Source organism: Stenotrophomonas sp. YJH_SMC_46 (genome assembly GCF_059370315.1).
In genome coordinates, this window is the sequence record NZ_JCAFTO010000002.1 from 87,429 (window position 1) to 113,861 (window position 26,433).

21 protein-coding genes are annotated in these 26,433 nt (G+C 68.6%); 17 read left to right on the top strand and 4 right to left on the bottom strand.

Features of this window, described 5'->3' with window-relative positions:
- From AC5P8C_RS05390 to AC5P8C_RS05455, 14 genes are all read left to right on the top strand, one after another.
- Positions 1 to 942, top strand: coding sequence for a lysophospholipid acyltransferase family protein (locus AC5P8C_RS05390; RefSeq protein WP_019661712.1), 942 nt, complete (start codon positions 1 to 3; stop codon positions 940 to 942).
- Complete coding sequence (locus tag AC5P8C_RS05395) at positions 932 to 2,482, top strand: HAL/PAL/TAL family ammonia-lyase (protein ID WP_233653557.1); 1,551 nt, start codon at positions 932 to 934, stop codon at positions 2,480 to 2,482. The genes AC5P8C_RS05390 and AC5P8C_RS05395 overlap by 11 nt, the downstream gene beginning before the upstream one ends.
- Positions 2,469 to 2,900, top strand: coding sequence for an acyl-CoA thioesterase (locus tag AC5P8C_RS05400; RefSeq protein ID WP_043034444.1), 432 nt, complete (start codon positions 2,469 to 2,471; stop codon positions 2,898 to 2,900). Before AC5P8C_RS05395 ends, AC5P8C_RS05400 begins: the two co-directional genes overlap by 14 nt.
- Positions 2,897 to 3,526 carry a LolA family protein gene (locus AC5P8C_RS05405; protein WP_111098818.1) on the top strand — a complete coding sequence of 210 codons (630 nt, stop codon included), beginning with the start codon at positions 2,897 to 2,899 and terminating at the stop codon, positions 3,524 to 3,526. Before AC5P8C_RS05400 ends, AC5P8C_RS05405 begins: the two co-directional genes overlap by 4 nt.
- Positions 3,519 to 5,873 carry an MMPL family transporter gene (locus tag AC5P8C_RS05410; protein ID WP_495218415.1) on the top strand — a complete coding sequence of 785 codons (2,355 nt, stop codon included), beginning with the start codon at positions 3,519 to 3,521 and terminating at the stop codon, positions 5,871 to 5,873. Before AC5P8C_RS05405 ends, AC5P8C_RS05410 begins: the two co-directional genes overlap by 8 nt.
- A 53-nt stretch (positions 5,874 to 5,926) precedes the next feature.
- Entirely contained in the window at positions 5,927 to 7,177 is a 1,251-nt protein-coding gene (locus tag AC5P8C_RS05415; RefSeq protein WP_019661707.1) for an NAD(P)/FAD-dependent oxidoreductase, read from the top strand.
- Positions 7,165 to 7,722, top strand: coding sequence for a DUF3261 domain-containing protein (locus tag AC5P8C_RS05420; protein WP_019661706.1), 558 nt, complete (start codon positions 7,165 to 7,167; stop codon positions 7,720 to 7,722). Before AC5P8C_RS05415 ends, AC5P8C_RS05420 begins: the two co-directional genes overlap by 13 nt.
- Positions 7,719 to 8,903, top strand: a complete 1,185-nt coding sequence (locus tag AC5P8C_RS05425; RefSeq protein WP_019661705.1) for a beta-ketoacyl-[acyl-carrier-protein] synthase family protein — start codon at positions 7,719 to 7,721, stop codon at positions 8,901 to 8,903. Before AC5P8C_RS05420 ends, AC5P8C_RS05425 begins: the two co-directional genes overlap by 4 nt.
- Positions 8,900 to 9,355 carry a hotdog family protein gene (locus AC5P8C_RS05430; protein WP_019661704.1) on the top strand — a complete coding sequence of 152 codons (456 nt, stop codon included), beginning with the start codon at positions 8,900 to 8,902 and terminating at the stop codon, positions 9,353 to 9,355. Before AC5P8C_RS05425 ends, AC5P8C_RS05430 begins: the two co-directional genes overlap by 4 nt.
- Positions 9,352 to 10,083: a 3-ketoacyl-ACP reductase FabG2 gene (locus AC5P8C_RS05435; protein WP_049454155.1), complete on the top strand. Its 732-nt coding sequence runs from the start codon at positions 9,352 to 9,354 to the stop codon at positions 10,081 to 10,083. The genes AC5P8C_RS05430 and AC5P8C_RS05435 overlap by 4 nt, the downstream gene beginning before the upstream one ends.
- Positions 10,083 to 11,321: a beta-ketoacyl-ACP synthase gene (locus AC5P8C_RS05440; RefSeq protein ID WP_019661702.1), complete on the top strand. Its 1,239-nt coding sequence runs from the start codon at positions 10,083 to 10,085 to the stop codon at positions 11,319 to 11,321. Before AC5P8C_RS05435 ends, AC5P8C_RS05440 begins: the two co-directional genes overlap by 1 nt.
- Before the next feature lie 61 nt (positions 11,322 to 11,382).
- On the top strand, positions 11,383 to 11,823 hold the full coding sequence (locus AC5P8C_RS05445) for a hypothetical protein (protein ID WP_005420284.1): 441 nt from the start codon (positions 11,383 to 11,385) through the stop codon (positions 11,821 to 11,823).
- A 160-nt stretch (positions 11,824 to 11,983) separates the two neighbouring features.
- The gene (locus tag AC5P8C_RS05450; protein ID WP_014648833.1) at positions 11,984 to 12,244 is read left to right on the top strand and encodes a YcgL domain-containing protein; all 261 of its coding nucleotides are present in this window, start codon (positions 11,984 to 11,986) and stop codon (positions 12,242 to 12,244) included.
- Positions 12,237 to 15,575 carry an ankyrin repeat domain-containing protein gene (locus AC5P8C_RS05455; protein ID WP_019661701.1) on the top strand — a complete coding sequence of 1,113 codons (3,339 nt, stop codon included), beginning with the start codon at positions 12,237 to 12,239 and terminating at the stop codon, positions 15,573 to 15,575. The genes AC5P8C_RS05450 and AC5P8C_RS05455 overlap by 8 nt, the downstream gene beginning before the upstream one ends.
- Positions 15,576 to 15,709: 134 nt before the next feature.
- Here AC5P8C_RS05455 and AC5P8C_RS05460 read toward each other — a convergent pair whose 3' ends face one another.
- On the bottom strand, positions 15,710 to 17,488 hold the full coding sequence (locus AC5P8C_RS05460; RefSeq protein ID WP_180876357.1) for a monovalent cation:proton antiporter-2 (CPA2) family protein: 1,779 nt from the start codon (positions 17,486 to 17,488) through the stop codon (positions 15,710 to 15,712).
- A 344-nt stretch (positions 17,489 to 17,832) separates the two neighbouring features.
- Between AC5P8C_RS05460 and mgtE the strand changes: the two genes are divergently transcribed.
- A complete protein-coding gene (gene mgtE / locus AC5P8C_RS05465) occupies positions 17,833 to 19,203 on the top strand; it encodes a magnesium transporter (protein ID WP_019661699.1) in 1,371 nt (456 codons plus the stop codon).
- 129 nt (positions 19,204 to 19,332) lie between these two features.
- Entirely contained in the window at positions 19,333 to 22,059 is a 2,727-nt protein-coding gene (locus tag AC5P8C_RS05470) for a bifunctional acetate--CoA ligase family protein/GNAT family N-acetyltransferase (protein WP_019661697.1), read from the top strand.
- Positions 22,060 to 22,101: 42 nt separating this feature from the next.
- On the opposite strand, the gene AC5P8C_RS05475 is transcribed toward AC5P8C_RS05470, so the two are convergent.
- A complete protein-coding gene (locus AC5P8C_RS05475) occupies positions 22,102 to 22,188 on the bottom strand; it encodes a hypothetical protein (protein ID WP_260832893.1) in 87 nt (28 codons plus the stop codon).
- Between the two features lie 246 nt (positions 22,189 to 22,434).
- Here AC5P8C_RS05475 and AC5P8C_RS05480 point away from each other — a divergent pair, with 246 nt between their 5' ends.
- Positions 22,435 to 23,136 (top strand): alpha/beta fold hydrolase, encoded by a 702-nt coding sequence (locus tag AC5P8C_RS05480; RefSeq protein ID WP_019661696.1) that lies wholly within the window; start codon positions 22,435 to 22,437, stop codon positions 23,134 to 23,136.
- Positions 23,137 to 23,209: 73 nt separating this feature from the next.
- Here AC5P8C_RS05480 and dkgB read toward each other — a convergent pair whose 3' ends face one another.
- Positions 23,210 to 24,019, bottom strand: coding sequence for a 2,5-didehydrogluconate reductase DkgB (dkgB, locus tag AC5P8C_RS05485; RefSeq protein ID WP_019661695.1), 810 nt, complete (start codon positions 24,017 to 24,019; stop codon positions 23,210 to 23,212).
- A gap of 245 nt (positions 24,020 to 24,264) precedes the next feature.
- Positions 24,265 to 26,385 (bottom strand): methyl-accepting chemotaxis protein, encoded by a 2,121-nt coding sequence (locus AC5P8C_RS05490; protein WP_495218416.1) that lies wholly within the window; start codon positions 26,383 to 26,385, stop codon positions 24,265 to 24,267.
- Positions 26,386 to 26,433 lie beyond the last annotated feature (48 nt).

Here is a 26,433-nt window from a genome sequence, read left to right on the forward strand (position 1 = left end):
ATGACGGCCGCGCAGGGCGCTCCACACTGGGCCGACATCGGCGAATCCACCTCGGTGGCCGGCGTGCTGTTCCTGTGCTGGGTGCACCGCTGGTTCGGGCGCTGGCCGTTCCGCCTGTGCGTGTGGCCGGTGGTGGCCTGCCATTGGCTGGGCAACCGTGTGGGGCGACAGGCCTCGATGCAGTACCTGCAGCGGCTGCAGGCGCACAGCGGCGTGCTCGGCCGCGCGCCGAAACGGCGTGACAGCCTGCGCCACTTCTTTACCTTCGCCGACACGATGCTGGACAAGATCCTCGGCCTGGGCGGGCGCTACCCGGCCGAACGCATCCACCTGCACCGCGACCTGGTGCTGCAGAAGATCGCGCGCCGCGAGGGCGGGCTGATCCTCACCGCGCACATCGGCTGCCTGGAACTGTGCCAAGTGCTGGCCGAGCAGGTGCCGGGATTCCGCATCACCGTGCTGGTGCATACCGCACACGCGCAGCGCTTCAACCGTCTGCTGCAGCGGCTGGACCCGCTGGCGGCGGTGGAACTGGTGCAGGTGACCGAAATGGGGCCGGCCACGGCGGTGATGCTGGCCGAGCGCGTTGCGGCGGGGGGCTTCGTTGCCATCGTCGGCGACCGCACGCCGGTACAGGGTGGCCGCAGCGTCACCGCCGATTTCCTGGGCCACCGCGCGCCGTTCCCGATCGGCGCCTATGTGCTCGCCGCCGCGCTGGGCTGCCCGGTCTACACCATGGCCTGCCTGCACCAGGGCGACGGCTATCGGGTGGCATTCGAACAGTTCGCCGAACGCATCGTGCTGCCGCGTGGCTCGCGCGACGCCGCGCTGGCCGAACAGGCACAGCGCTTCGCGCGCTGGCTGGAACTGCAGGTCATCCAGTCCCCGTTGGACTGGTTCAATTTCTTCCCCTTCTGGGATCAGGCTCCGCATGACGACTGACGCCGTACCCGTGTGCCGCTTTGGCGATGCACCGTTGACCATCGAAGACGTGGTTGCCCTGGCCCAGCGCCAGTGTGAGGCCGCACTGAGCGACGCGCCGGCATTCCGCGCGCACATCCAGCGCGGCGCCGACTTCCTCGACCGCCTGCTACGCGAAGATGGCGTGATCTACGGTGTGACCACCGGCTATGGCGATTCGTGCACGGTGAACATCCCGCCGGCACTGGTGGCTGAACTGCCGCACCACCTGTACACCTACCATGGCTGCGGCCTGGGCCGTTACCTGGACCCGGTCGAGACCCGTGCGGTGCTGGCCGCGCGCCTGGCGTCGCTGGTGCGTGGCATGTCCGGTGTCAGCCTGCCGCTGCTGGAAGGCCTGGCCACGCTGCTGCAGCACGACGTGCTGCCGATGATCCCGGCCGAAGGCTCGGTGGGGGCCAGTGGTGACCTGACCCCGCTGTCCTACGTGGCGGCGGTGCTGTGCGGCGAGCGCGAGGTGCTGCACGATGGCCGCGTGCAGCCTGCTGCCGAGGTGCTGGCGAAGATCGGCATGACCCCGCTGAAGCTGCGGCCGAAGGAAGGCCTGGCGATCATGAACGGCACCGCGGTGATGACCGGCCTGGCCTGCCTGGCCTGGCAGCGCGCCGATTACCTGGCCCGCATGGCCACGCGCCTGACCGCGTTCAACGTGCTGGCCAGCGACGGCAACGCGCACCACTTCGACGAAACCCTGTTCGCGGCCAAGCCGCACCCGGGCCAGGGCCGCATCGCCGCGCGCCTGCGCAGCGACCTGCACAGCGAGCGTCCGCCACGCAATGAACAGCGCCTGCAGGACCGCTATTCGCTGCGCTGCGCGCCGCACGTGATCGGCGTGCTGGAGGACAGCCTGCCGTTCCTGCGCCAGCTGATCGAAACCGAACTGAACAGCGCCAACGACAACCCGCTGATCGATGCCGACGGCGAGCGCATCCTGCATGGCGGCCACTTCTACGGCGGCCACATCGCGCTGGCGATGGACACCCTGAAGAACACCGTGGCCAACGTTGCCGACCTGCTCGACCGGCAGCTGGCGCTGGTGGTGGATGCCCGTTACAACCATGGCCTGCCGGCCAACCTGTCGGCGGCCACCGGCCCGCGCGCGGCCATCAACCATGGCCTGAAGGCGCTGCAGATCAGCGTGTCGGCCTGGACTGCCGAAGCGCTGAAGCAGACCCTGCCGGCCAGCGTGTTCTCGCGTTCCACCGAGTGCCACAACCAGGACAAGGTCAGCATGGGCACCATCGCCGCGCGCGACTGCCTGCGCGTGATCGAGCTGACTGAACAGGTGGTGGCCGCGATGCTGATCGCCGCCCGCCAGGGCCTTGCGCTGCGCGAACGGGTTGGCCTGAACGCGCAGCTGCATGGCAGTCTGGCCGGCATGTACGCCGACCTGGGGCAGCGCATCGCCCTGGTTGAAGAAGACCGCGCGCTGGATCGCGAACTGCGGGAACTGCTGGTGGAGATCCGCGCGCAACGTTGGGAGCTGTATGCCGGTGAATGAGGCTATTGAACGGGTTGGCGAGATTGCATTGACCCCCGCCTTCCATGACTGCGATCCGATGAACGTGGTCTGGCATGGCAACTACTTCAAGTACTTCGAGATCGCGCGCTGCGCGCTGCTTGGGCGCTACGACTACGACTACCCGCAGATGCTCGAATCGGGCTACCTCTGGCCGGTGGTCGATGCGCGGGTGAAGTACGTGCGCCCGCTGCTGTTCAACCAGGCGCTGCGCGTGATTGCGCGCATCGTGGAATGGGAGAACCGGCTGAAGATCGAGTACGAAATCCTCGATGCGGAAAGCGGCCAGGTGCTGACCCGCGCGATGACCATCCAGGTCGCGGTGGACGCGGCCAGCAAGGAAATGTTGTACCAGTGCCCGCCGGTACTGTGGGAACGCCTGGGAGTGCCTGCACCGTGAACACCCTTGTCCGTCTTTCCAGCGCGCTGCTGTGCGCGCTGATCTTCGTTGCCGCACCGCAGGTGCAGGCGGCCGACCCCGCCATTGATGCGATTACCCAGGCGGTGGCGCGGCCGGACGTGCTGCGTGGCCAGTTCAGCCAGGAAAAGCAGGTCAGCGGCTTCAGGAACCCGCTGCGCTCGCAGGGCCAGTTCGTGGTCGCGCGCCAGCATGGCGTGATCTGGACCACGCTCAAGCCGTTCCCCTCCGAAGTGGTGGTCACCGCCGACCGCATCCTCAGCCGCCAGCGCGATGGCAGCACCCGTGTCGAGCTCGATGCACGGCAGCAGCCGGCGATGCGTTCGGTGAACGCGATCATGTTCGCGCTGATGAGTGGCGACGTGCAGGCGCTGTCCGGCCAGTTCAACGTGGCGGCCAGCCGTGAAGGACAGGGCTGGCGGCTGCGCCTGACGCCGAAGTCGGCGATGCTGGCCAAGGCGTTCCAGTCGCTGACCCTGCAGGGCGACCGCTACGTGCGCCAGGTCGAGATCGTCGAGGCCAACAAGGACCGCACGCAGATCCAGTTCAGCGCGTTGAGCGAGGCCCCGGCTACGCTCAACGCCGACGAGGCCCGCCGTTTTGAGTGAGGCCGTGGCATCGAACGCACCGGACCGCCTGCGGCGCTGGTGGCACTGGCTGGGCATCGCCTGGCTGGTGTTGCTGCTGGCGCTGGGCGCACAGCAGTGGCAGCTGTGGAGCCAGCAATCGCGGATCGACACCGACATCCTCGCGCTGCTGCCGCAGGATGCGCATGACCGCCTGTTGAGCGATGTCACCCGGCGCATCGCCGACGGCAGCTCGCGCCAGGTGGTGGTGCTGCTGGGCAGCAAGGATGGCGCCGCCGCCAAGCGCGCACAGGCGGCGTTCGCTGCGGCGATGGCGGCGGATGCCGACAGTGCGTTGCTGGTGCCCAGCGGTTCGATCGAAGGCTGGTTCGATGAGGCGCGCGAGTTCTACGCGCCGTACCGCGACCGCCTGCTGACCCCGGCCCAGCGCGAGCAGCTGCAGGGCAGCGAGCCGGGCGCGTTGGCGGAGCAGGCGTTGGCTGCGCTGTACGGTCCGATGGGCGCCCCACGCCTGACCGATTGGCGCCAGGACCCGCTGTCGCTGTGGCCGCAATGGTGGCAGCAGCAGGCGCAGGGCTCGGGGTTACGGATGGGCGATGACGGCCTGCTCGAAGCCGAGGGCAGGCATTGGGCCGTGCTGCAGTTCGATACACCTGGTTCGGCATTCCAGCTTGACGGCGAACGCCATCTCGATGGCCTGCTGGAACGCGCCGGAAAGGCGGCCAAGGCCGTAGCACCGGAGCTGGAGATCCTGCACGCCGGCGTGCCGCTGCATGCGGAGGCAGCCGCAGTGCAGGCCAACCGTGAGATCAACACGATCGGCTGGGGCTCGCTGGCCGCGGTGCTGCTGCTGGTGTGGCTGGCGTTCCGTTCGCTGCGCCCGATCCTGCTGGTCGCCGCGTCATTGCTGATCGGCTGCGGCGTGGCACTGGCGGTGACCGTGCTGGTGTTTGGCAAGGTGCACGTGCTGACCCTGGTGTTCGGTGCATCGCTGGTGGGCGTGGCCGAGGATTACGGCATCCACTGGTTCGCCTCGCGCCAGGCCGAGCCGGCCGATCGTCGCTGGAAGCTGCTGCGGCACCTGCTGCCCGGCCTGTGGCTGGCCCTGCTGACCAGCGCGCTGGCCTACCTGGCACTGGGCCTGGCCCCGTTCCCGGGCCTGCGCCAGATGGCGCTGTTCTCGGTGGTCGGCCTGGCGGCTGCTTTCCTCACGGTGATCTTCTGGTTCCCGTGGCTCGATGGCGGCGAGATCCGCCAGACCCGGTTCTCGCAGTGGCTGGGCAATACGCTGGAACGTTTCCCGCGCCTGCATGGCCGTCGCGCGGTGACGATGTTCGTGGTGATCACGCTGGCACTGTCTGCAATCGGCATCGCACGCCTTCACAGCAACGACGACCTGCGCAGCCTGCAGTCATCACCGCCAGCGTTGATGGCGCAGCAGATCCGCCTGAGCCAGCTGCTGGGCATGCCCAGCCCGGCGCAGTTCTATCTGGTGCAGGGCAGTGACGCTGCACAGCTGCTGCAGCGCGAAGAAGCACTGACCGAACGCCTGCGTGTGCTGGCCAACGACAAGCGCATCGGCGGTTACCGCGCGATCAGTGACTGGCTGCCGTCGCCGGCACGCCAGCAGGCCGACGCCGCGCTGACCGCGAAGGTGGAACCTGGCGTGCTGCAGGCCGTGTCCGATGCGGTCGGAGAACCCTTGCCGCGCCCCGACTTCGCCACCACGCCGCTGACCGCGGAGGCGTTCCTGGCCTCGCCGGCCTCGCAGCCGTTCCGTCACCTGTGGGTGGGTGAAGTCGGTGGGCAGATGATCAGCGTGGTGATGGTCGATGACCTGTCGCGCGCCGATGCGCTGGCGACCCTGCGCGGGGCGGCCGAAGGCCTGCCCGGCGTGCGCTGGGTGGACCGCACCGCCGACTTCTCGCAGCTGCTGGGCCACTACCGCAAGCTGATGGGCGGGCTGCTGCTGGTCGGCATTGCACTGGTGTTCGGTGCGCTGTGGTTGCGCTACCGCCGCCAGGCCTGGCGCGTGTTTGCCCCGACCCTGATTGCCGGCGCATTGACCCTGGGCCTGCTGGGCCTGTTCGGCCAGCCGCTGCAGCTGTTCAACGTGCTGGCACTGATGCTGCTGCTGGGCATGGGCATCGACTACGGCATTTTCCTGATCGAGCACCGCGGCGATGCCAGCGCCTGGCTGGCGGTGTGCGTGGGCGCGGCCAGCACCTGGCTGTCGTTCGGCCTGCTGGGCCTGTCGCAGACCCCGGCGTTGCGCGCGTTCGGCCTGACCCTGCTGTTCGGCATCGGCCTGGTCTGGCTGATCTCGCCGCTGTTCCGTCCGCCGCCGCACGATCTGCCGCCGGCCTGAGCCTGTTTTCCGACTTCCTTCTTTCCACTTGATCGAGCAACAAGGACGCACCGATGAACACTGCTGTGGATGCTGTCGAACGTACTGAAATCCTGATCATCGGCGCGGGCCCGGCCGGTTCGGTGGCTGCGGCGATGCTGCGCCAGCAGGGCCGCCAGGTGCTGATGCTGGAACGCCAGCAGTTTCCACGCTTCTCCATCGGCGAAAGCCTGCTGCCGCAGAGCATGGAGTACATCGAGGCGGCCGGCCTGCTGCAGGATGTGGTCGAGGCGGGCTTCCAGTACAAGAACGGTGCCGCCTTCGTGCACGGCGAAGCGCGCACGGCATTCGACTTCAGGAAGAAGTTCTCGCCGGGTTGGGGCACCACCTACCAGGTGCAGCGCGCCGACTTCGACAACGTGCTGGCACGCGGTGCCGAGCGCATGGGCACCACGCTGCGCTTCGGCGACGAAGTGCTTGCTGTCGAGCCGGGCGAGCAACCGGCGGTGACGGTGCGCCGCCCGGACGGCAGTGAATACCGCATCGAGGCCGATTTCATCCTCGATGCCTCCGGCTTCGCGCGCCTGCTGCCGCGGCTGCTGCAGCTGGAGTCGCCGTCCAACTTCCCGGTGCGCGGCGCGATCTTCTGCCACGTGCGCGACAACATTCCGGCCGAAGCGGACTTCGACCGCAACAAGATCCTGATCACCACCCATCCCGAGCACATCGACGTCTGGTACTGGACGATCCCGTTCTCCAACGGCTGCTGTTCGCTGGGCGTGGTCGCCGAGCCGTCGTTCTTCGAGCGCTACGAGGGCGACGACCTGCAGAAGCTGCAGGCCATCGTCGGCGAGGACCCCAACCTGACCCGCCTACTGGCCAACGCCGAATGGGCGGTGCTGCCGGTGCGCCGCATCACCGGCTACTCGGCCAACGTCAGCTCGCTGTGGGGGCCCGGCTATGCCCTGCTGGGCAACGCCGGCGAGTTCCTCGACCCGGTGTTCTCCTCGGGCGTGACCATTGCCTTCAAGTCCGCGCAGCTGGCCAGCGAATGCCTGGCGCGCCGCTATGCCGGTGAAACCGTCGACTGGGAAGCTGAATTCTCGATCCCGCTGCGCGCCGGCGTGAAGACCTTCCGCCGCTTCGTCGAAAGCTGGTACGAAGGCGGCTTCCAGAAGATCATCTACCACCCGCAACAGCAGCCCGAAGTGCGCGACATGATCAGCTCCATCCTGGCCGGCTACGCCTGGGACACCAACAACCCGTATGTGGCCGACGAAAGCGGCCGCCGCATGCGCGTGCTGGAGGAACTGTGCAGCGCCTGATCTTCCGTACTGCGGCCCTGCTGCTGTGCCTGCTGCTGGCCGCCTGTGCCGGGCGCATGCCCAAGCCACAGGTGGAACTGCCGCCGCTGCGCCTGTCGCCGGCCAGCCTGCCGGCGCCGCTGGCGCTGCAGCAGCAGCTGCACTTCCGTTTCGGCAGCCATGAGCGCGACCTCGATGCGCTGCTGGAAGCCGATGCACAGCGGGTGCAGCTGGCGGTGCAGGCGATGGGCCAGACCGGCGTGCGCCTGCAGTGGGACGGCCAGCAGCTGACCCAGCAGCGTGCGCCGTGGTTGCCGCCGCAGGTGCGTGCCGAGCGTGTGCTGGATGACCTGCAGTTCGCGCTGTGGCCGACCGCGGCCATCGCCGCAGCGCTGCCGGCCGGCTGGGAGGTCATCGACGACGGCCACCAGCGCAGCTTGTCGCGCGACGGCACGGTGTGGCTGCTGCTGCAGCGCCTGGACGATGGCAGCATGCAGCTGGACAACCGCGCCGAAGGCTATGCGCTGCGCATCGAATCAATCGACATGGCCGGGCAGGACCGATGAGTGCACCGATCTACCTGAACGACCTGGGCATGGTCTGCGCGCTTGGCGAGGACCGTGCCACAGTGGCGTCGGCGCTGTTCGCCGATGTACCGGGCGGGCTCAGCACCAACGACAGCCTGATGCCGGGGCGCACCCTGGCGCTGGGAGAAGTACGCACGCCGCTGCCGGCGCTGGAAGACCTGCCGGTGGCCCTGCGTGGGCGCAACAACGCCCTGCTGGACGTGGCACTGGCGCAGATCGCTCCGGCGGTGAGCGCAGCCATTGCCCGCCATGGCGCCGAGCGCGTAGCGGTGGTGTTGGGCACCAGCACCTCGGGCATCGGTGAATCCGAGCAGGCCTTGCGCACCCATGCCGAGCAGGGCCAGTGGCCGCCAGGGTTCGATTACGCCCAGCAGGAAATGGGTACCGCCGCGCAGTTCGTGCGCCAGCGCAGTGGCGCGCTGGGACCGGCGTGGACCCTGTCCACGGCGTGTTCGTCCAGCGCCAAGGCATTGATGTCGGCCGCGCGCATGCTGCGCGCCGGCATCGTCGACGCCGTGATCGCAGGCGGCGCGGACTCCCTGTGCCGCTTCACCGTGGCTGGCTTCAGCGCGCTGGAATCGGTCTCGGCCCAACGCTGCAATCCGTTCTCGCAGCATCGTACTGGTATCAACATCGGCGAGGGTGCCGCGCTGTTCCTGCTCACCCGCGAACCCGGCCCGGTATGCCTGGCGGGGTGGGGCGAGTCGGCCGATGCCCACCACATGTCCGCGCCTGACCCGCAGGGCCTGGGCGCCATCGACGCCCTGCAGCAGGCGCTGCAGCGTGCTGGCTGGGCCGCCGGCGAAGTGGATTACGTGAACCTGCATGGCACCGCCACCGGCCACAACGATGCGATGGAAAGCCTGGCGGTCTCGCAGGTGCTGGGCAACAGCGTGCCGGCCAGTTCGACCAAGCCGTTGACCGGCCACACGCTGGGTGCCTCGGGCGCCATCGAGGCGGCGCTGTGCTGGATCGTGCTGGCCGAGAACCGGCAGCAGCTGCTGCCGCCGCACTGGTGGGACGGCGTGGCCGACCCGGCACTGCCGGTGCTGCCGCTGGTCGCACCGGGCATGCGCCTGGCGCAGCCGCCGCGACGCGTGCTGAGCAATTCGTTCGCTTTCGGCGGCAGCAACGCCGTGCTGGCACTGGAGCGTCGATGAACACGCTGTATGCAATCGAAGAGGTGGTGCCGCACCGCCAGGACATGTGCCTGCTGCAGCGCATCACGCATTGGGACCAGGACACCCTCGAGGCCGAACTGGTGGTGCCCGAGGCCGGCCTGTTCGTGGAGAACGGCGAAGTGCCGGCGTGGGTCGGCATCGAATACATGGCGCAGGCCATTGCGGCCTGGGCCGGCTGCCGCGCGCGTGCGGCCGGCAAGCCGCCGCAGCTGGGCTTCCTGCTCGGCAGCCGCCGCTACAGCAGCGCGCGCAGCAGCTTCCCCAGCGGTTCGCGACTGCGCGTACAGGCGCGCTGCGAGCTGTTGGGTGACAATGGATTGGGGATGTTCGCCTGCCGCATCCTGGCAGGTGAGGACGAATGGGCGACAGCCAACGTGTCGGTGTACGAACCGGCCGACGCGATGGCCTATCTGGAGAGTGGACAGGCATGACAGGGAATCGAAGCGTGCTGGTGACCGGCGCCAGCCGGGGCATCGGCCGGGCCATTGCGCTGCGCATCGCGCGCGATGGCTTCGACGTGGTGGTGCATTGCCGCAGCCGCCTGGAAGAGGCACAGGCCGTGGAGGCTGAGATCCAGGCACTGGGCCAGCAGGCCCGCGTGCTGGTGTTCGACGTGGCCGACCGCGAGGCCGCGAGGGCCGCGCTGGAAGCCGATGTCGAGGCACATGGCGCGTATTACGGCGTGGTCTGCAATGCCGGCATCGCCCGTGACGGCGCCTTCCCGGCGCTGTCGGAGGACGATTGGGACCAGGTCATCCACACCAACCTGGATGGCTTCTACAACGTGCTGCATCCGCTGATCATGCCGATGGTACGGCGGCGCAGGCCGGGCCGCATCGTCACCCTGTCGTCGGTATCCGGGTTGGCCGGCAACCGCGGCCAGGTCAACTACAGTGCTGCCAAGGCCGGCATCATCGGTGCCACCAAGGCGCTGGCGCTGGAACTGGCCAGCCGCCAGATCACCGTCAACTGCGTGGCTCCGGGCCTGATCGAAACCGAAATGCTCAACGATGAAGTGGTTGAACACGCGCTCAAGCTGATTCCCGCCGGCCGCGTCGGCCGTCCCGACGAAGTGGCGGCCACGGTGGCGTTCCTGCTGTCCGAGCCGGCCGGCTACATCACCCGCCAGGTGATCTCGGTGAACGGAGGCATGCTCTGATGGCCGCCAATCGTCGCGTGGTGGTCACCGGTGCCGCCGCCATCAGTCCGCTCGGCCACGATTGGCCGACCATCGAGGCACACCTGCGCAGCTGCCGCAATGCGGTGCGTGCGATGCCCGAGTGGGATGTGTATGCCGGGCTGAACACCAAGCTGGCGGCGCCGGCGCAGGATTTCGCGCTGCCGCCCAACTACAACCGCAAGACCACCCGCTCGATGGGCAAGGTCGCGATCATGTCGGTGCGCGCCACCGAGGTGGCGCTGCGCGAGGCAGGCCTGCACGAGCATCCGGTGCTGCGCAGCGGCCGTACCGGCGTGGCCTATGGTTCCTCGTCGGGCAGCCATGAGGCCACCGGTGAATTCGGGCGCATGCTCAACGAGTTCACCACCGATGGCATCAGTGCCACCACCTACCTGAAGATGATGAGCCACACCGCGCCGGTCAACATCGGCGTGTTCTTCGGCCTGTCCGGGCGCGTGTACACCACGTCCAGTGCCTGTACCTCGGGCAGCCAGGGCGTGGGTGCGGCCTATGAAGCCATCCGCAGCGGCAAGCAGACGGTGATGGTGGCCGGCGGTGCCGAGCAGCTCGATGCCACCGCTGCGGCGGTGTTCGACACGCTGTTCGCCACCAGCGTGCGCAACGACGCGCCGCAGACCACGCCACGCCCATTCGATGCCGGCCGCGATGGCCTGGTGCTGGGCGAGGGCGCCTGCACGCTGATCCTGGAGGACCTGGAACACGCGCAGGCGCGCGGCGCCACCATCCTGGCCGAGGTGGTCGGCTACGGCACCAACAGCGATGGCCAGCACGTCACCCAGCCCAGTGCCGACACCATGGCCCAGGCCATGCGCCTGGCATTGGAGGACGCCGGCCTGGACCCGGCGCAGATCGACTACGTCAACGCCCATGGCACCGCCACCGACCACGGCGACATCGCCGAGACCCAGGCCACCGCACAGGTGTTCGGCAGCCGCGTGCCGATCAGCTCGCTGAAGAGCTACGTCGGCCACATGCTGGGTGCCTGTGGCGCGTTCGAGGCCTGGCTGAGCATCGAGATGATGCGCACCGGCTGGTTCGCGCCGACCCTGAACCTGGCCGAGGTCGATCCGCGCTGTGGCCAGCTCGACTTCATCACCGGGCAGGGCCGCGAACTGCAGGCCGAGTACGTGATGAGCAACAACTTCGCCTTCGGCGGCATCAACACCTCGCTGGTGTTCCGCCGCTGGCGCGAGTGAACCACCGTCCCACCGCACTGTTTCCGCTACCCACCCGCACCCCTGACAAGGAGAAGTTTCGATGCGCCGCACTCTCATGATCGCCACTGCCACCGCGCTGCTGGCCCTGACCTCCACCGCCTCTGCCCGCGACACGCGTGTCGAACAGTCCCTGCAGGAACTGGTCAATTCGCAGGCCGCCAAGGACGCTGGCATCGACGGCAGCGTGCGCTTCTATCTGGCCGGCCAGCCGGTCAGCGTGCAGCAGCGCCTGGGCGAAGACGTGACCAACAAGAAGACCAACGCCGCCAACAAGAGCGATGCCGAGGCCTGCCGCTGGGTTGCGTTGTCGGCACTGCGCGCGCTGCAGGACGGTGCCAAGTCGCGCGGCGCCAACGCCGTGGTCGACATCGTCAGCTATTACAAGAAGAACGAGTTCAAGAGCAGCACCAACTACGAGTGCTACGCCGGTGCCATCCTCGCGGGTGTCGCGCTGAAGGGCACCTACGCCAAGGTCAAGTAAGCGCCCGTGTGGTGGCAGCCGTGGCTGAACGACGCCGCCACATTGCTGAACCTCGCCGGGGAAACGCCGTCGATCACGCCGCCAACGTTGGCTGACGGCTTTCCCCGGTGTCGGCTTTCCGACACAATCATGGCTCTTCCCGGGTTATCGTCCCGCGGACATGCACGCCTACGTCTATAAAAGCCAACTCAAGCCGGACACCTACGTCTACGTTCCCCGTCGCGATGATTTCAGCGCGCTGCCCGCGCCGCTGCTCACCTCGCTGGGGACGCTCGCCTTCGTCCTGGAGGTGGCCCTGGATGCCCAGCGCCGCCTGGCGCAGGCTGACCCGGAAAAGGTCCGCAGCGAAATGAGCGAGCGCGGGTTCTACCTGCAGGTGCCGCCGTCGGTGGCCAGCCTGATGCCGCGCCACTATGACTGACGCCTCCCGTCCGCGCCTTGTGTCAATTGCCTTCGCCGCGGGCGCGGTGCTGGCGCTGGGCGCCGCCGTGGGCGGCTTCCCGGGTGCCGTCCTGGCCGCACTGGCGCAGCCAGCGTTCGCGCTGGCGATCTCATGGTGGCGTCGCAGCCGCGCGCTGCTGCCGCTGAAGGTGGTCGCTCGCCAGGACCTGCCGGCGCTGCTGGCGTTGTGGACGGCCGCGCCGCTGCTGCTGGCGCTGTTGCTGGCCTGGCCGCTGGCGGCGCTGCGCGACAGCGGCAGCCTTGCGGCGGTGCTGGGCCTGAGCGTGCTGGTCAGTGCCGGCCTGCTCGCCGCCTGGCGCACCTGGCCGTTGTGGAACGATGTCGAACGCCTCGACGGCAGCCTGGCCCAGCACTGGCAGGCGCTGGCGGGGCGTGACCTGGGCGCCTGGCGCGGCCTCGGTGTGGCCGCGCTGGTGATCGCGCTGGCCGCGCTGGTGGTGCTGCCGGCCTGGCCGGGGCTGCTGCCGGAAAGCGCACACTGGCCCGCCGCGCTGGCGGTGGTGCTGCTGTCGCCCGTGCTGCACCTGCTGCTGCAGCGGGTGGCGCCGGCACCGCTGGTGTCGCTGCGCGCAGGCCCACTGGCCACGGCCAGCGACGAGCGCGAACCGATGTTCTCCGCTGCGGTCGAAACCACGCCGCTGGAGGCGATGGCGCCGCAGGAGCTGACCCCGGCGCTGTATGAAGCCGCCCGCCATGGCCGCATCGACCGGGGCCTGCAACTGCTGCAGGCCGGTGCCGATCCGTATGCGCTGCCGGACCCGAACTGGCGCGACCAGCGCAGCCTGGCGGTGCTGGCAGCGGTGCTGCCGGACCTGCGCCTGCTGCGCGAGCTGATCGCCCGCGGCGTCGATGTGAACGCACCGCACCGGGGCATGACCCCGCTGCTGGCCGCCACCCGTGACAGCTGGCATGGCCGCCCCGAGGCGGTGATGACCCTGCTCGCCAACGGTGCCGACTCGCGTGCCACCGACAGCGATGGCAACACGCCGCTGCACCATGCCGCGCGCAGTTCCGACCCGGGTGTGGCGGCGCTGCTGCGCGATGCCGCCGCCGAAGTCGATGCGTTGAACAACGAGGGCTGGTCGCCGCTGGCCGTGGCCTGCCAGGTCGGCAACTGGCGCCTGGCCCGTTTCCTGCTCGAACGCGGTGCACGCTGCGAACCGGCCGATGGCACCCCGGTGCTGCTGGCCGCCGCCGCCACCGAGGACGACGATCCGGCGGGCGTGCAGCTGCTGCTCAAGCACAAGGCGCGGGCCGACGCGCGTGATCGCCAGCGTCGCAGCGCGCTGCATGAAGCGGCGCTGGCCGGTCACGTCGAGATCATCGGCGTGCTGCTGGCTGCCGGCGCCAATCTGGAAGCGCGCGATGCGCTGGGCCGTACGCCGTGGCTGGAAGCGGCCCGTGCCGGTCGCGCCGCCGTGATCGAGCATCTGCTGCCGCACAAGCCGGACCTGGTCGCGGTGGATGGCGAAGGCCGTAATGCGGTGCAGCTGGCGGCGATGGCCGAGGATGTCTCGCCGCTGCTGATCAAGCGCCTGGTCGAACTGGGCATCGCCGCCGATGCCACCGATCCGGTCGGCCGCCGTGCGGTGGACTATGCCGCCGAAGCCGGCCGCTGGGCGATCGTGGCTCTGCTGGACCCGTCCTATCCATTGCCGGCTGCGGTCAGCGATGGACTGGCCGAGCGTGGCGAAGCCGCCGGCGCAAGTGGCCTGCTGCCCGACCGCCCGCCGCTGACCCTGCTGCGCGAAGCGCTGGGCTTCGGCAACACCGAAGGCATGGCCGCGCTGGCCAAGCTGTGCCAGCCGGAAGAGCTGGGTGGCCTGCTGCTCGATCCGGAGCTGGCGCTGGAGCCGCGTGCGGTCGACTGGCTGCTGGCCCACGGTGCCGATCCCTACGTGCGTGACGCCTGTTCCGACACACCGATGTTCGCGCTGTTGTCGCGCGGCATCGACGCGGTGCCGGCGCTGCAGGTCATGCTGCAGCGTGGCCTGTCGCCGGCCGGACGCGGTGGCCTGGCACGCTTCCTCGCAGCGTGTGCGCAGCACGACCAGGCCGCCCGTGGCCTGGAACAGCTGGCACTGGAACTGCTGGAACGTGGCGCCGATCCGTTCGCCGCCTCGCCGGCCGGCGATCCGCCGCTGTCGCTCGCGGTGCGCCTGGGCTGGCTGCGCCTGCAGCAGGCCCTGCTCAAGGCCGGTGTTGATCGTGAAGCGCGCGACAGCCACGGCATGACCGCATTGCACCTGGCCACCGCGTTGGCCCGCGAAGGCGCACTGAAGCTGCTGGTGCAGCACGGTGCCTCGCCGGAAGCCCGCGCCGCCGACGGCCAGACGCCGTTGGGCGTGGCGCTGTCGATCGGTCGCCGTGACCTGGCCGACTGGCTGGACTGGCGGGTGTGGCCGTTGCCGCGCCGTACCCTGCGCGAGGCCGATCTGCCGGCCGCTGCGATGGCCGGTGATGTAGACGCCGTGCGCCGCCTGATCGATCTGGGCTTCGCCGTCGACGCGGTCGATGCGCAGGGCTGCACCGCGCTGCTGCGCGCCGCCGGTGGTGGCCATCTGGCGGTGACCGACCTGCTGCTGGCGCGTGGCGCCGATCCGCAGCACGCCGCGGCCAGTGGTGCCACGCCGCTGTCGGCGGCGGTCAGCATGCGCCAGGTGGATATCGTCTCGGCCCTGCTCGACGCCGGCGCCAAGCTGGAACATCGCCTGCCGGGTGGGGTGACCGTGCTGATGCTGGCCTCGGCGCTGGGCCTGCCGGACATCGTCGCGCGCCTGCTCACCGCAGGTGCCGACGTGCACGCCGGTGACGCGCAGCAGCTGGGCCCGCTGCACTGTGCCGCGCTGTACGGTTTCAGTGCCCGCGACCGCTCGCGCCTGCTGGCCCTGCTCGACACCCTGCTGTTGGCGGGCGCCGAGCCGGACCAGGCCGCCGCCGGTTCGGTCACGCCCCTGCTGCTGCTGCTGGGCGCACGCGCCGAGCCGGGTACCGCCTGCGACGAGCAGGTGGTGATGGCGGCGGTAGAGCGCCTGCTGGATGAGGACGTGAGCCTGGACGTGCGTGATCCGCGCGGCTTCGGCCCGTTGCATTTGGCCGCGCTGCATGGCCTGCCGCTGCTGGTGCAGCGCCTGCTGCGCGCGGGGGCGGATCCGGAAGCACGCGACAGCCTCAACCGCAGTCCGCGCGAGATCGCGGTGATGCGCGGCTTCATCGACGTGGCCGGTGAGTTCGAACCGCGCGTGCCGGGCGTTTCGTCGATGGCGCGGTTCCTGCGCGACAACGGCTGATCGCTGGAAAAGGGTAGTGCCGGCCGCTGGCCGGCTACCTCATGACATCTCCGGGAACACGGGATTGCCGGCCAGCGGCCGGCACTACCGGGTCCGCCATTGATCGGGTGGGTGCCGACCGTTGGTCGGCACACCTACTCGCCGTCCCTTTCCGCGTCGGCCTCGAAAAGATGCATCAGGTCGTTGCGTGCATCGCGCGAGGTCTGGATCACGGCCGCTTCGTCGTCGTACACCAGGTACTGGTCACGCAGCAGCTGCTCATCATGCTCGCGGAAGCGCTGCACATGGCGTTCGGCCACGTCCGGCGCCACGCCCAATGCGGTCAGCACGCGGCCGCTCATCTCCAGGCTGGTGCCAAACACTTCGCGGAACGGCTCGGCCGACATGTCCATCAGGCGCCAGGCATGCTGGCGGTTGCGCGCACGCGCCAGCACCTTCGCGTCCGGGTACAGCCGGCGCACCATGCGCACCGCGCGCAGGTTGGTCTCCGGGTCGTCCACGGTGATCACGAACACATCGATGTGCTCGCCGCCCGCCGCACGCAGCATCTCCGGCCGGGTCGGGTCGCCGTAATACAGCTGGTTGCCGAAACGGCGCAGGTCGGCCACGGTGTCCGGGTTCGCCTCCAGCGCCACGAAGGGCACCTTCTGTGCCGTCAGCAGGCGTGCGATGACCTGGCCGAAGCGGCCCATTCCGGCGATCAGCACCTTGGGGCGGTTGTCCGGCGCCACCTTGTCGGCCTCGGCTGCCTCGCGCGGTGCGGCCTTCTCCTGGCCGAGCAGCTTGAGCAGCGCGATCATCAGCAGCGGCGTGATCGCCATCGACAGGCCCACGATCGCCACCAGCCGGTCGTGGTTGGCATTGCCGAGCAGGTGCGCGCGCTGCGCTTCGTTGAACACCACGAAAGCGAACTCGCCGCCCAGCCACAACACGCTGCCCAGCAGCAGCGACTGCCGCGGACTGAGCCGGGCGATGCGGCCGATCGCGTACAGCAGGCTGAACTTGACCACCAGCAGGATGCCGACGCCAGCCGCGATCATCCACGGTTCGGCGGCAATGCGGTCCAGGTCGATGCCCATGCCCACCGCGATGAAGAACAGGCCCAGCAGCAGGCCCTTGAACGGCTCGATCTGCGCTTCCAGCTCATGCCGGAACTCCGAATCGGACAGCAGCACGCCGGCCAGGAACGCGCCGAGGCTGGGGCTGAGGCCGGCTTCCTGCATGAACCAGGCGGTGCCCAGCACCACCAGCAGTGCGGTGGCGGTGAACACTTCCGGGCTGCGGGTGCGGGCAATGATGCTGAACACCTTGCGCAGCACCGGTCGCCCGCACAGGATCACCACGGCCAGCGCACCGAGGGCCACGGCGGCGTCTTCCCAGCGCAGGGTCTCGTTCTTCACCCCGCCCAGCAGCGGGATGGCCGCCAGCAGCGGAATCGCGATCAGGTCCTGGAACAGCAGGATGGCGAACCCGAGCCGGCCATGGTCGCTGTTGATCGCCTTGTGCTCGGACAGCAGCTGCAGGCCCACCGCCGTGGATGACAGCGCCAGCGCCACACCTACCACCAGCGCGCTCTTCCACTGGAAGTGGTCGAGCAGCAGCAGGCCGCCCAGCACCAGCCCGGACAGCGCCACCTGTGCCGCACCGGCGCCGAACACCGAGCGCCGCATCACCTTCAGGCGTGCCGGCGACAGCTCCAGGCCGATCACGAACAGCAGCATCACCACCCCGATCTCGGCGGCGCCGAGGATGCGGTCGGCGTCCTGCACGAAGCCCAGCCCGTCCGGGCCCAGCACCACACCGGCGGCCAGGTAGCCCAGCACCGCGCCGAAGCCGAACTTCTTGAACACCGGCACGGCGATGACCGCCGCCAGCAGCAGCACCAGCGCCAGTTCCAGACCACCGCTATGCATGGGAATACCTGGTCATCGGGGGAGCCGCTGTGCGTCCGTTCGGGTTGGGAAAAGCGTGGCGAACACCACCGCGCCATTATGCGCGCCGGCCTGTGCATGCACGAGAACAACCTGCGGGCAGGGTGCTGCCGCGGCGGGACCGGGTTGACCTGCATGGTCCACGGGTCCAGACTGCCCGCCGCTGGCGGCGCGTCCGCCGGCACACGCATCCCGGAGTCCCCAACCCATGTCCAGCGACAGTAGAAGTCGACCTCGTTCGACGCCAGCGATGGCCACCGCCTGACATCGGGACGGTTTGCCTGCGTTGGCGTTGCGCGAGGTCGCACCCCCACAAGGCAAACCCGATGAACCAAAAGCAATTGCTGCGCCCGGTGGCCGATGCCGCCGCACTGGCCGCGCCGCTGGCGAACTTCAACACTGCCGATGCGGTGGAATTCCTCAACACGCTGGAGCTGACCCGCGCCGCGGAAACGCTGGCTGCCCTTCCGTTGCCGCGTGCAGTGAAAATGCTGGAAGCGCCGGAACTGCACCGCAGTGGCGAGCTGGTGGCAGCGCTGCCCCCGGCGCGCGCTGCCGCCCTGCTCGGGTTGATGGCCGACGACCGCGCCACCGACATCGTTCATGAGCTGGATGAGGAAGAACGCGCGCGGTTGATCCCGCTGCTGGGCACCGACGCCCGCCAGGCCATCCAGAAGCTGCTCAGCTACCCGCCGAACACCGCCGGTGCGCTGATGACCACCGAGTACGTGGCGGTACCCGCCAGCTGGACCGTGGCGCAGACCCTTCAGCACATCCGCCAGGTCGAGCGCACCCGTGAAACGGTGTACGCGATCTACGTGCTGGAGCCGTCCAGCCAGCAGCTGCAGCAGGTGGTGACCATGCGCCGCCTGATCACCGGCCTGCCGGAGGAGTCGATCCTGGACGTGGCTCAGGTCAATCCACCGGTGACGGTGGACGCACTGATGGACCAGGAAGAAGTGGCACGGCTGATCCGTCGCCACGACTTGCTGGCGATCCCGGTGGTCGATGCGCAGCAGCAGATGCTCGGCATCGTCACCGTGGACGACGTGCTCGACGCGCTGATCGAGGAATCGACCGAGGACGCGCACAAGTTCGGCGGCATGGAGGCACTGGACAAGCCCTACATGCAGATCGGCTTCCTGGAGATGCTGCGCAAGCGCGCCGGCTGGCTGAGCGTGCTGTTCCTGGGCGAGATGCTGACCGCCAGCGCGATGCAGCACTATGAGGACGAACTGGCGCGCGCGGTGGTGCTGACCCTGTTCATTCCGCTCATCATGAGTTCGGGCGGCAACTCCGGTTCGCAGGCCACCTCGCTGCTGATCCGCAGCCTGGCGCTGCGCGAGCTGCGCCTGCGCGACTGGTGGAAGGTGGCCCTGCGCGAAGTGCCCACCGGCATGGTGCTGGGCGCGATCCTCGGCTGCCTGGCCATCGTGCGCATCGTGATCTGGCAGCTGGGCGGCCTGCACGACTACGGCGAGCACTGGATACTGCTGGCGATCACCATCGGTGCCGCGCTGGTCGGCATCGTCACGTTCGGCTCGCTGTCCGGCTCGATGCTGCCCTTCATCCTCAAGCGGCTCGGTTTCGACCCGGCCAGCGCCTCGGCCCCGTTCGTGGCCACCCTGGTGGACGTGACCGGCCTGGTGATCTATTTCAGCATCGCCGCGATGATCCTGCACGGCACGCTGTTGTAACGGGAGCGTCATCCACACATGACGTGGATCTACTGGTCCCGGCGGTAGATCCACGCCATGCGTGGGTGCGGTATCAGGACCTTGCGCACGATCATGCCGTTGCCGCGCCAGTCCGTGTACCGTAGGCGCATGAGTACCTACCACCTGCAGTCCGTGTTCCGTCCGCAGTCGGTCGCGGTGATCGGCGGCAGTCCGCGTGAGCGTTCGGCCGGCCGCGCGGTGATGCGCAACCTGCGCGGCACCGGCTTCCCCGGCAAGGTGGCGTGGATCAATCCGCGGCATGCCGAGATCGATGGCATCCGCACGGTCAAGCGGCTGAAGGACCTGGACTGGGTCCCCGACCTGGCGGTGATCACCGCACCAGCGGCCATCGTGCCGCAGGTGGTGCGCACTGCCGCCGAACGTGGCGTGCAGGCGGCGATCATCCTCACCGCGCACCTGGGCGAAGGCCCCGGTTCGTTGTCTGCACAGGTGGAGGCGGTGGCGCGCAAGCATGGCCTGCGCATCCTCGGGCCGCATTGCCTGGGCGTGATCGCGCCGCACGCACGGCTCAATGCCAGCATCGCCGCGCACTTCCCGCAGGCCGGTGATCTTGCGTTGATCTCCGAATCCTCGGCCATCGCCGCCGCACTGGTGGAGTGGGGCGTGGCGCGCTCGGTCGGGTTCTCTGCCGTGGTCTCGCTGGGCGACACGCTGGACGTCGACTTCGGTGACCTGCTCGACTACTTCGCCACCGATTACCGTACGCGCGCCATCCTGCTCTACGTTGAGCAGATCAAGGACGCGCGCAAGTTCATGTCGGCTGCGCGTGCCGCCGCCCGCGCCAAGCCGGTGGTGGTGGTGAAGTCGGGGCGCGCCGAGCGCGTGCAGCCGGGCAGCCGCGATACCCATGTGCAGGCCCTGGCCCGTGCCGATGATGTGTACGGTGCCGCCTTCAACCGCGCCGGCCTGCTGCGCGTGGGCGCGCTGGACGAACTGTTCACGGCCGCCGAATCGCTGGGCCGGTTGGGGACCTTCCCCGGTCGTCGCCTGGCCATTCTCAGCAATGGTGGCGGCGTCGGTCGCCTTGCCGTGGACCAGCTGATCGCGCTGCGTGGCACGCTGGCCACCCTGTCCGACAGCACGGTGCAGAAGCTCGATGCGGTATTGCCACAGGGCTGGTCGCGCAGCAACCCGGTCGACATCGTGGTCGACGCCGATGGTGATCGCTATGCCGCCGCCATCGAGGCGCTGCTGGCCGACAACGAGAATGATGCGGTGATGGTGGTCAACGTGCCGACCGCATTCACTTCATCCGCAGACGCCGCACAGGCGCTTACCCGCACGCTCGGACTGCGCCCGCGCCATCACCGCGACAAGCCGGTGTTCGCGGTGTGGCTGGGCAACGATGACCAGGCCACCGCCACGCTCAACGCGGCGCGGGTGCCGACCTATCCGACCGAGGCCGAAGCCGTACGTGGCTTCCAGCATCTGGTGCGCTACCGCGAAGCGCAGAACGCGTTGATGGAAACGCCGCCCAGCCTGCCGCAGGACTTCAGCGTCGACACGGCCGCCGCGCGCGCACTGGTCGATGCCGCGCTGGCCAACGGCCAGCAGTGGCTGGACCCGCTGGCTACGCATGAACTGCTCAAGGCCTACGGCATTCCCTCCGCGCCGGTGATGCATGCGCGTGACGCGCACGAGGCGATGGATCTGGCACAGCCGCTGCTGGAACGCGGTGCCACGGTCGCGCTGAAGATTCTCTCGCCGGATATTCCGCACAAGTCGGAAGTGGACGGCGTGCGCCTGAACCTGTCCACCCTGCCGGCGGTGCAGAGCGCGGCCAACGCGATCCTGTCGCGTGCACGCCAGCTGCGGCCGGATGCGCGCATCGATGGTCTGCTGGTGCAGCCGACCATCGTTCGCCCGAAGGCGCGCGAGTTGATCGTCGGTATTGCCGATGACGCGACGTTCGGCCCGGTGATCGTGGTCGGCCGTGGCGGTACCGCGGTTGAAGTCATCAATGACAAGGCGTTGGCGCTGCCGCCGCTGGACCTGCGCCTGGCCCACGAGCTGATCGGCCAGACCCGCGCCTCGCGCATCCTCAAGGCCTATGGCGATGTGCCTGCCGCCGACGAGCGCGCACTGGCATTGGCGCTGGTCAAGCTGGCACAGCTGGCCGCCGACATCCCCGAAGTGCGTACGCTGGACATCAATCCGTTGCTGGTCGACGGCAAGGGCATCCTCGCCCTCGACGCACGCGTGGCGGTGGCGCCGTCGCGCATCCTGCACAAGGGCCGTGGCCATCCGCGCTTCTCGGTGTTCCCGTACCCGAAGGAGTGGGAGCGCACCATCGAACTGTCCGATGGCGGCCGTGCCTTCGTGCGTCCGGTGCGGCCGGAGGACGACGCGCTGTTCCGTGCGTTCTTCGCCCGCGTCAGCGACGAGGACCTGCGCCTGCGCTTTTTCCAGTCGGTGAAGCACTTCAGCCACGAGTTCATCGCGCGCCTGACCCAGCTCGACTACGCACGCTCGATCGCACTGGTGGCGATCGAACCGCGCAGTGGCGAAATGCTTGGCGCGGTGCGCCTGCACGCCGATGCGGATTACCACCGCGGTGAATACGGCATCCTGATCCGCTCGGACCTGAAGGGCCATGGCATCGGCTGGCGGCTGATGGCGATCATGATCGAGTACGCCAAGTGGCTGGGCCTGGACGTGGTCGAAGGCCAGGTGCTGCGCGAGAACAGCACCATGCTGGCGATGTGCCAGAGCCTGGGCTTCAAGACGAAGCTGGACCCGGATGACCCGACGGTGATGATGGTGACCTTGCCGGTGCAGCAGGTCGAAGTGCCTGACGTCCCGCCGGTGGCGTGATCGCCGCCCATCGGTAGCGCCGGGCCATGCCCGCCGATCACCTCACCGCTGCGGTTCCACCGCCACCGCCGTGCCATAGCACAGCCGCACGGTCAGCCCGGTCATCACATAGATGGCGTCGTAGCGCATGCCGATGATCGGGTTGGCAGCCAGCTGCCGTGCTTGCTTGTCTCTGCTGCGCCAGGTTTACTCGCGGCCTGTCCGCACAGCGCGGTGTAGATGGTGATGGTGTCGCCAAAGAGCGGCTCCGCCGCTGTCTTCTGTAGCGTCGAGCCATGCGCCACTGGCTATGCAGCCGTCGAACGTGGCTCGACGCTAGAATCCGCCCCCTGTTGCGGCATGGTTCCGTCACCGTGCTGGCGCGACAATACCCCCATGACCGACCGTATCCCCCTGCTGCTGCTGCCTGGCCTGCTCAACGACGCTGAGCTGTGGCGCTCACAGTTGGCTGATCTTGCCGACATCGCCGATTGCACGGTAGGCGACCAGACCCGTGGCGAAACCCTGCAGGCGGTGGCCGAGGACGTGCTGGCACAGGCGCCGGAGCGCTTTGCGTTGGCCGGGTTCTCGCTGGGCGGTTTCGTCGCCCAGCAGATCCTGCGCATCGCGCCGGAACGCGTGCTGCAGCTGGCGTTGATCGATACCTCGATCCACGCCGATTCACCGGAACGTGCCGAGCAGCGCCGCAGCCAGCGCGCCAGCGTGCGCCTGCCCGGAAAGTTCCATGGCTTCGGCGATGTGCTGATGCGCAGCTACATCGATGCCTCGCGGCTGGATGATTACGTGCTGGTGCAACGTGTGCGTGACATGACCGCCCGCCTGGGCGCGGACGTGTTCCTGCGCCAGAGTGCGCTGGAACGCCGTGACGGCCATGACGTGCTGGCTGGCTACCGCGATCCGCTGCTGATCGTATGTGGCGCCAACGACCGCATTACGCCACTCGCGGTCAGCGAGGAAATGCACGCCCTGGTGCCGCACTCGCAGCTGGTGGTGGTGCCGGACTGCGGGCACCTGGCACCGATGGAAAAGCCGGATGAGGTCAGTGCGGCAATGCGAGGCTGGTTGTTGCAGGCCTGATGGATCCGCCGGGCATGGCCCGGCGCTACCCACGCGTATCCGGTAGCGCCGGGCCATGCCCGGCGGCCGCTCTTCAATCCCAGGCCGGCGCAATGCCTTCCGGATTCGCCAGGCGATGGCCACGATCCAGCTTGGCGATCTGCGCCATGTCTTCGTCGGTCAGCCGGATCGCTGCCGCTTCGAGGTTGCTCGACAGGTTCTCGCGCTTGGTCGACGACGGAATGACCGAGTAACCCTGCTGCAGCGCCCAGGCCAGCGCGATCTGCGCCGGAGCGGCCTGGTGGCGGCCGGCAATGGCCTGGATCACCGGGTCCTTGATCACCTCGCCATAGGCCAGGCTCATGTAGGCGGTGACGTGGATGCCGTTGTCCTGCAGGAACTTCACCAGCAGGCGGTTCTGCAGGTAGGGATGGATCTCGATCTGGTTGGTGGCGATGGCATCGGCGCCAAGGATCTCGATCGCCTTGCGGGTCTGGGCGATGGTGAAGTTGGAGATGCCGATCGCCTTCGTCAGGCCCTGTGCCTTGGCCTCGGCCAGCGCCGGCAGGTACTCCTCCATCGGCACGTCGACCTTGTCGTTCGGCGACGGCCAGTGGATCAGCGTCAGGTCCACATGATCGGTACGCAGCTTTTCCAGACTGGTATGCAGGCTGGCCAGCAGCGCTTCCCGCTTGAACGCGGTGATCCAGACCTTGGTGGTCAGGTAGATCTCTTCGCGCGGCACGCCGGAATCGGCGATGGCCTGGCCGACCTCGGCTTCATTGCCGTAGATCTGCGCGGTATCGATGGCGCGGTAGCCGACATCCAGCGCGTTGCGCACCGAGTCGATCACGGTCTGGTCTTTCAGGCGGAAGGTACCGAGACCGAAGGCGGGGGCAGTCATGGGGGCTCCAGCAGAGGGGGAGGGAGGCGGGAATATCCACGAAAGGGTAGGCCAGCGGCCGTGTGCATGCCGGCAACGGTGCATTGCATCGACGTGTACGACGGCAGGTGGTGGTGGGTGCGGACCGTTGGTCCGCACTGTTCATGCCGCCACCCATGCAGCGTTGGGAGCTGCCGGCCAGCGGCCGGCACTCCCCCTGTCTGCGCTCCACGGTAGTGCCGGCCGCCGGCCGGCAACCGGATCAATCAGGCCGCGCGCATCAGCGCGTCCTTCGCTGCGGCGGTGGTCGACAGGTCGAACACATCCACCGCGTCGATCAACCGGTTCGCCTGCTGTTCCAGGCTGCGTGCGGCGGCGCTGGCTTCCTCCACCAACGCGGCATTCTGCTGGGTGGTGCCGTCCATCTGGATCACGGTCTGGCTGACCTGTTCGATGCCCGCGCTCTGCTCCTGCGAGGCGGCGGAGATCTCGGCCATGATGTCAGTGACGCGCTGCACCGACGCCACGATCTCGGCCATGGTGTCACCGGCCTCGCGCACGCGCCGTGCACCGTGGCCGACCTGTTCCACCGACGCTTCGATCAACGCCTTGATCTCCTTCGCGGCTGCCGCCGAACGCTGTGCCAGGGTGCGCACTTCGCTGGCAACCACCGCGAAGCCGCGGCCCTGCTCGCCGGCGCGTGCCGCTTCCACCGCGGCGTTCAGCGCCAGGATGTTGGTCTGGAAGGCGATGCCGTCGATCACGCTGATGATCTCGGCGATCTGCCGCGACGAGGTTTCGATGGCACCCATCGTTGCCACCACCTGGCCGACCACGCTGCCGCCGTGAGAGGCAACGGTGTGCGCGCCGATCGCCAGCTGGTTGGCCTGGCGCGCATGCTCGGCGTTCTGGCGCACGGTGGAGGTCAGTTCCTCCATCGATGCCGCCGTCTCTTCCAGGTTGGCGGCCTGCTGTTCGGTACGGCGCGACAGATCGTTGTTGCCGGCGGCGATCTCCGCCGCCGCCGTGTGGATGTTGCCGGAGGCGTGCTTGATGTCGGTGACGATGGTTGCCAGCTGCGTAGCGGTGGTGTTGGCGTCGCCGGCGATACGCGCGAACACGCCCTGGAAATCACCGTGCATGCGCGCGCCGAGACGGCCATCGGCAATCGCGCGCAGCATGCTGGAAACCTCGCCGAGGTTCAGTTCAGTGGTCTGCATCAGGCGGTTCAGGCCGTCGACCATCGCGCGGAAATCATGCTCGAAGCGTGCGCTGTCGCCGCGCTGGCTGAAGTCACCGGCGGCAGCGGCTTCGGCCAGGCGGCGGATCTCGCCGTTGATCATGCCGAGATTGGCCTTGGCCGTATCCAATGCGTTGGTGATCACGGCCTTTTCGCCGGGCAGGCGTTCCATGTCCTGGCTGAGGTCACCGACGGCATAGCGGCCCATGATCGAGATCGCGCGCATCTTCACCTGGATGTGCGCGTCAACCAGCGTGTTGCAGTCGGCCACCATGGTGCCGAACGCGCCCGGGAACGCACTGGCCTCCATGCGATGGCTGATGGTGCCGGCATCATGCGCCTGCGCCATCGTCGCCTGTGCGTCCAGTACGCCGCGCAGCGTGGACTGCACCGCCTGCATCGCCTGCGCGAGGCGACCGATCTCGTCGCGGCTGCGCACCTGCACCACGTGCTGCAGATCACCGGCGGCCACGGCACGCGCAGCGGCTTCCACCGCCAGCACCGGCTGCACCACCGCGCGCCGCAGCCACCAGGCCAGGCCCATCAGCAGCAACACGGCGGCCAGCACGGTCAGCGCCGCGCACAGCAGCAGGGTCTGCCGGGCCTGCTGCGACCGCACCGCTACGGTTGCTTCGGCCACCTGCGTGGCATGCGTGCTCAGCGCATCCAGTGCGGTCGCCACCGGGCGGTCCTTGCCACGCACCAGATTGTCGCCGGCGGCGGGATCGTAGCCGGCTTCCGCAAACGCCTGCAGGGCGGCGTGGTAGTCCTTCTGCAGCTGCGTGTGCAGGCCGATGAAGGACTGTGCCAGTTCGCGCGTGCGTATGTCCGGGCTGGCTACGAGGCCCCTGGCCAGCTGCTCGACCAGGCGGCCCTCGCTGTCAAAGGCGTCCAGATGGCGCTGGCGCAGCGCGTCGTCGTGGCCGCGCAGCAGCACGTTCTTCCATTCCTGCACCTGGCCGCGGAACTCGCGCTGCAGGCGTTCGGCGTCGCGGCTGTGCGCGACTTCGGGTGGAACCTCGGTGGACAGCTTCAACCAGGCGGAGGCCAGACCCGCCAATGCGCACAGCAGGACCACGGCCAGACCAACGGAAACCGCGCCGAGCAGCTTGGACTGCAGGCGCGGAGCACGGACAGACGCTTTCATGGAAGGGACTCTCGGGAAGGGGCACTGCGGTATCGACCTGTCCCCACG

Coding starts and splice junctions, on each gene's coding strand:
- AC5P8C_RS05395 (WP_233653557.1), top strand. CDS start 932: ATGACGACTGACGCCGTACCCGTGTGCCGCTTTGGCGATGCACCGTTG.
- AC5P8C_RS05445 (WP_005420284.1), top strand. CDS start 11,383: ATGCGCCGCACTCTCATGATCGCCACTGCCACCGCGCTGCTGGCCCTG.
- AC5P8C_RS05460 (WP_180876357.1), bottom strand. CDS start 17,488: ATGCATAGCGGTGGTCTGGAACTGGCGCTGGTGCTGCTGCTGGCGGCG.
- AC5P8C_RS05430 (WP_019661704.1), top strand. CDS start 8,900: ATGAACACGCTGTATGCAATCGAAGAGGTGGTGCCGCACCGCCAGGAC.
- AC5P8C_RS05440 (WP_019661702.1), top strand. CDS start 10,083: ATGGCCGCCAATCGTCGCGTGGTGGTCACCGGTGCCGCCGCCATCAGT.
- AC5P8C_RS05435 (WP_049454155.1), top strand. CDS start 9,352: ATGACAGGGAATCGAAGCGTGCTGGTGACCGGCGCCAGCCGGGGCATC.
- AC5P8C_RS05490 (WP_495218416.1), bottom strand. CDS start 26,385: ATGAAAGCGTCTGTCCGTGCTCCGCGCCTGCAGTCCAAGCTGCTCGGC.
- AC5P8C_RS05450 (WP_014648833.1), top strand. CDS start 11,984: ATGCACGCCTACGTCTATAAAAGCCAACTCAAGCCGGACACCTACGTC.
- AC5P8C_RS05475 (WP_260832893.1), bottom strand. CDS start 22,188: ATGCGCTACGACGCCATCTATGTGATGACCGGGCTGACCGTGCGGCTG.
- AC5P8C_RS05425 (WP_019661705.1), top strand. CDS start 7,719: ATGAGTGCACCGATCTACCTGAACGACCTGGGCATGGTCTGCGCGCTT.
- AC5P8C_RS05455 (WP_019661701.1), top strand. CDS start 12,237: ATGACTGACGCCTCCCGTCCGCGCCTTGTGTCAATTGCCTTCGCCGCG.
- AC5P8C_RS05415 (WP_019661707.1), top strand. CDS start 5,927: ATGAACACTGCTGTGGATGCTGTCGAACGTACTGAAATCCTGATCATC.
- AC5P8C_RS05400 (WP_043034444.1), top strand. CDS start 2,469: ATGCCGGTGAATGAGGCTATTGAACGGGTTGGCGAGATTGCATTGACC.
- dkgB (WP_019661695.1), bottom strand. CDS start 24,019: ATGACTGCCCCCGCCTTCGGTCTCGGTACCTTCCGCCTGAAAGACCAG.
- AC5P8C_RS05480 (WP_019661696.1), top strand. CDS start 22,435: ATGACCGACCGTATCCCCCTGCTGCTGCTGCCTGGCCTGCTCAACGAC.
- AC5P8C_RS05390 (WP_019661712.1), top strand. CDS start 1: ATGACGGCCGCGCAGGGCGCTCCACACTGGGCCGACATCGGCGAATCC.
- mgtE (WP_019661699.1), top strand. CDS start 17,833: ATGAACCAAAAGCAATTGCTGCGCCCGGTGGCCGATGCCGCCGCACTG.
- AC5P8C_RS05470 (WP_019661697.1), top strand. CDS start 19,333: ATGAGTACCTACCACCTGCAGTCCGTGTTCCGTCCGCAGTCGGTCGCG.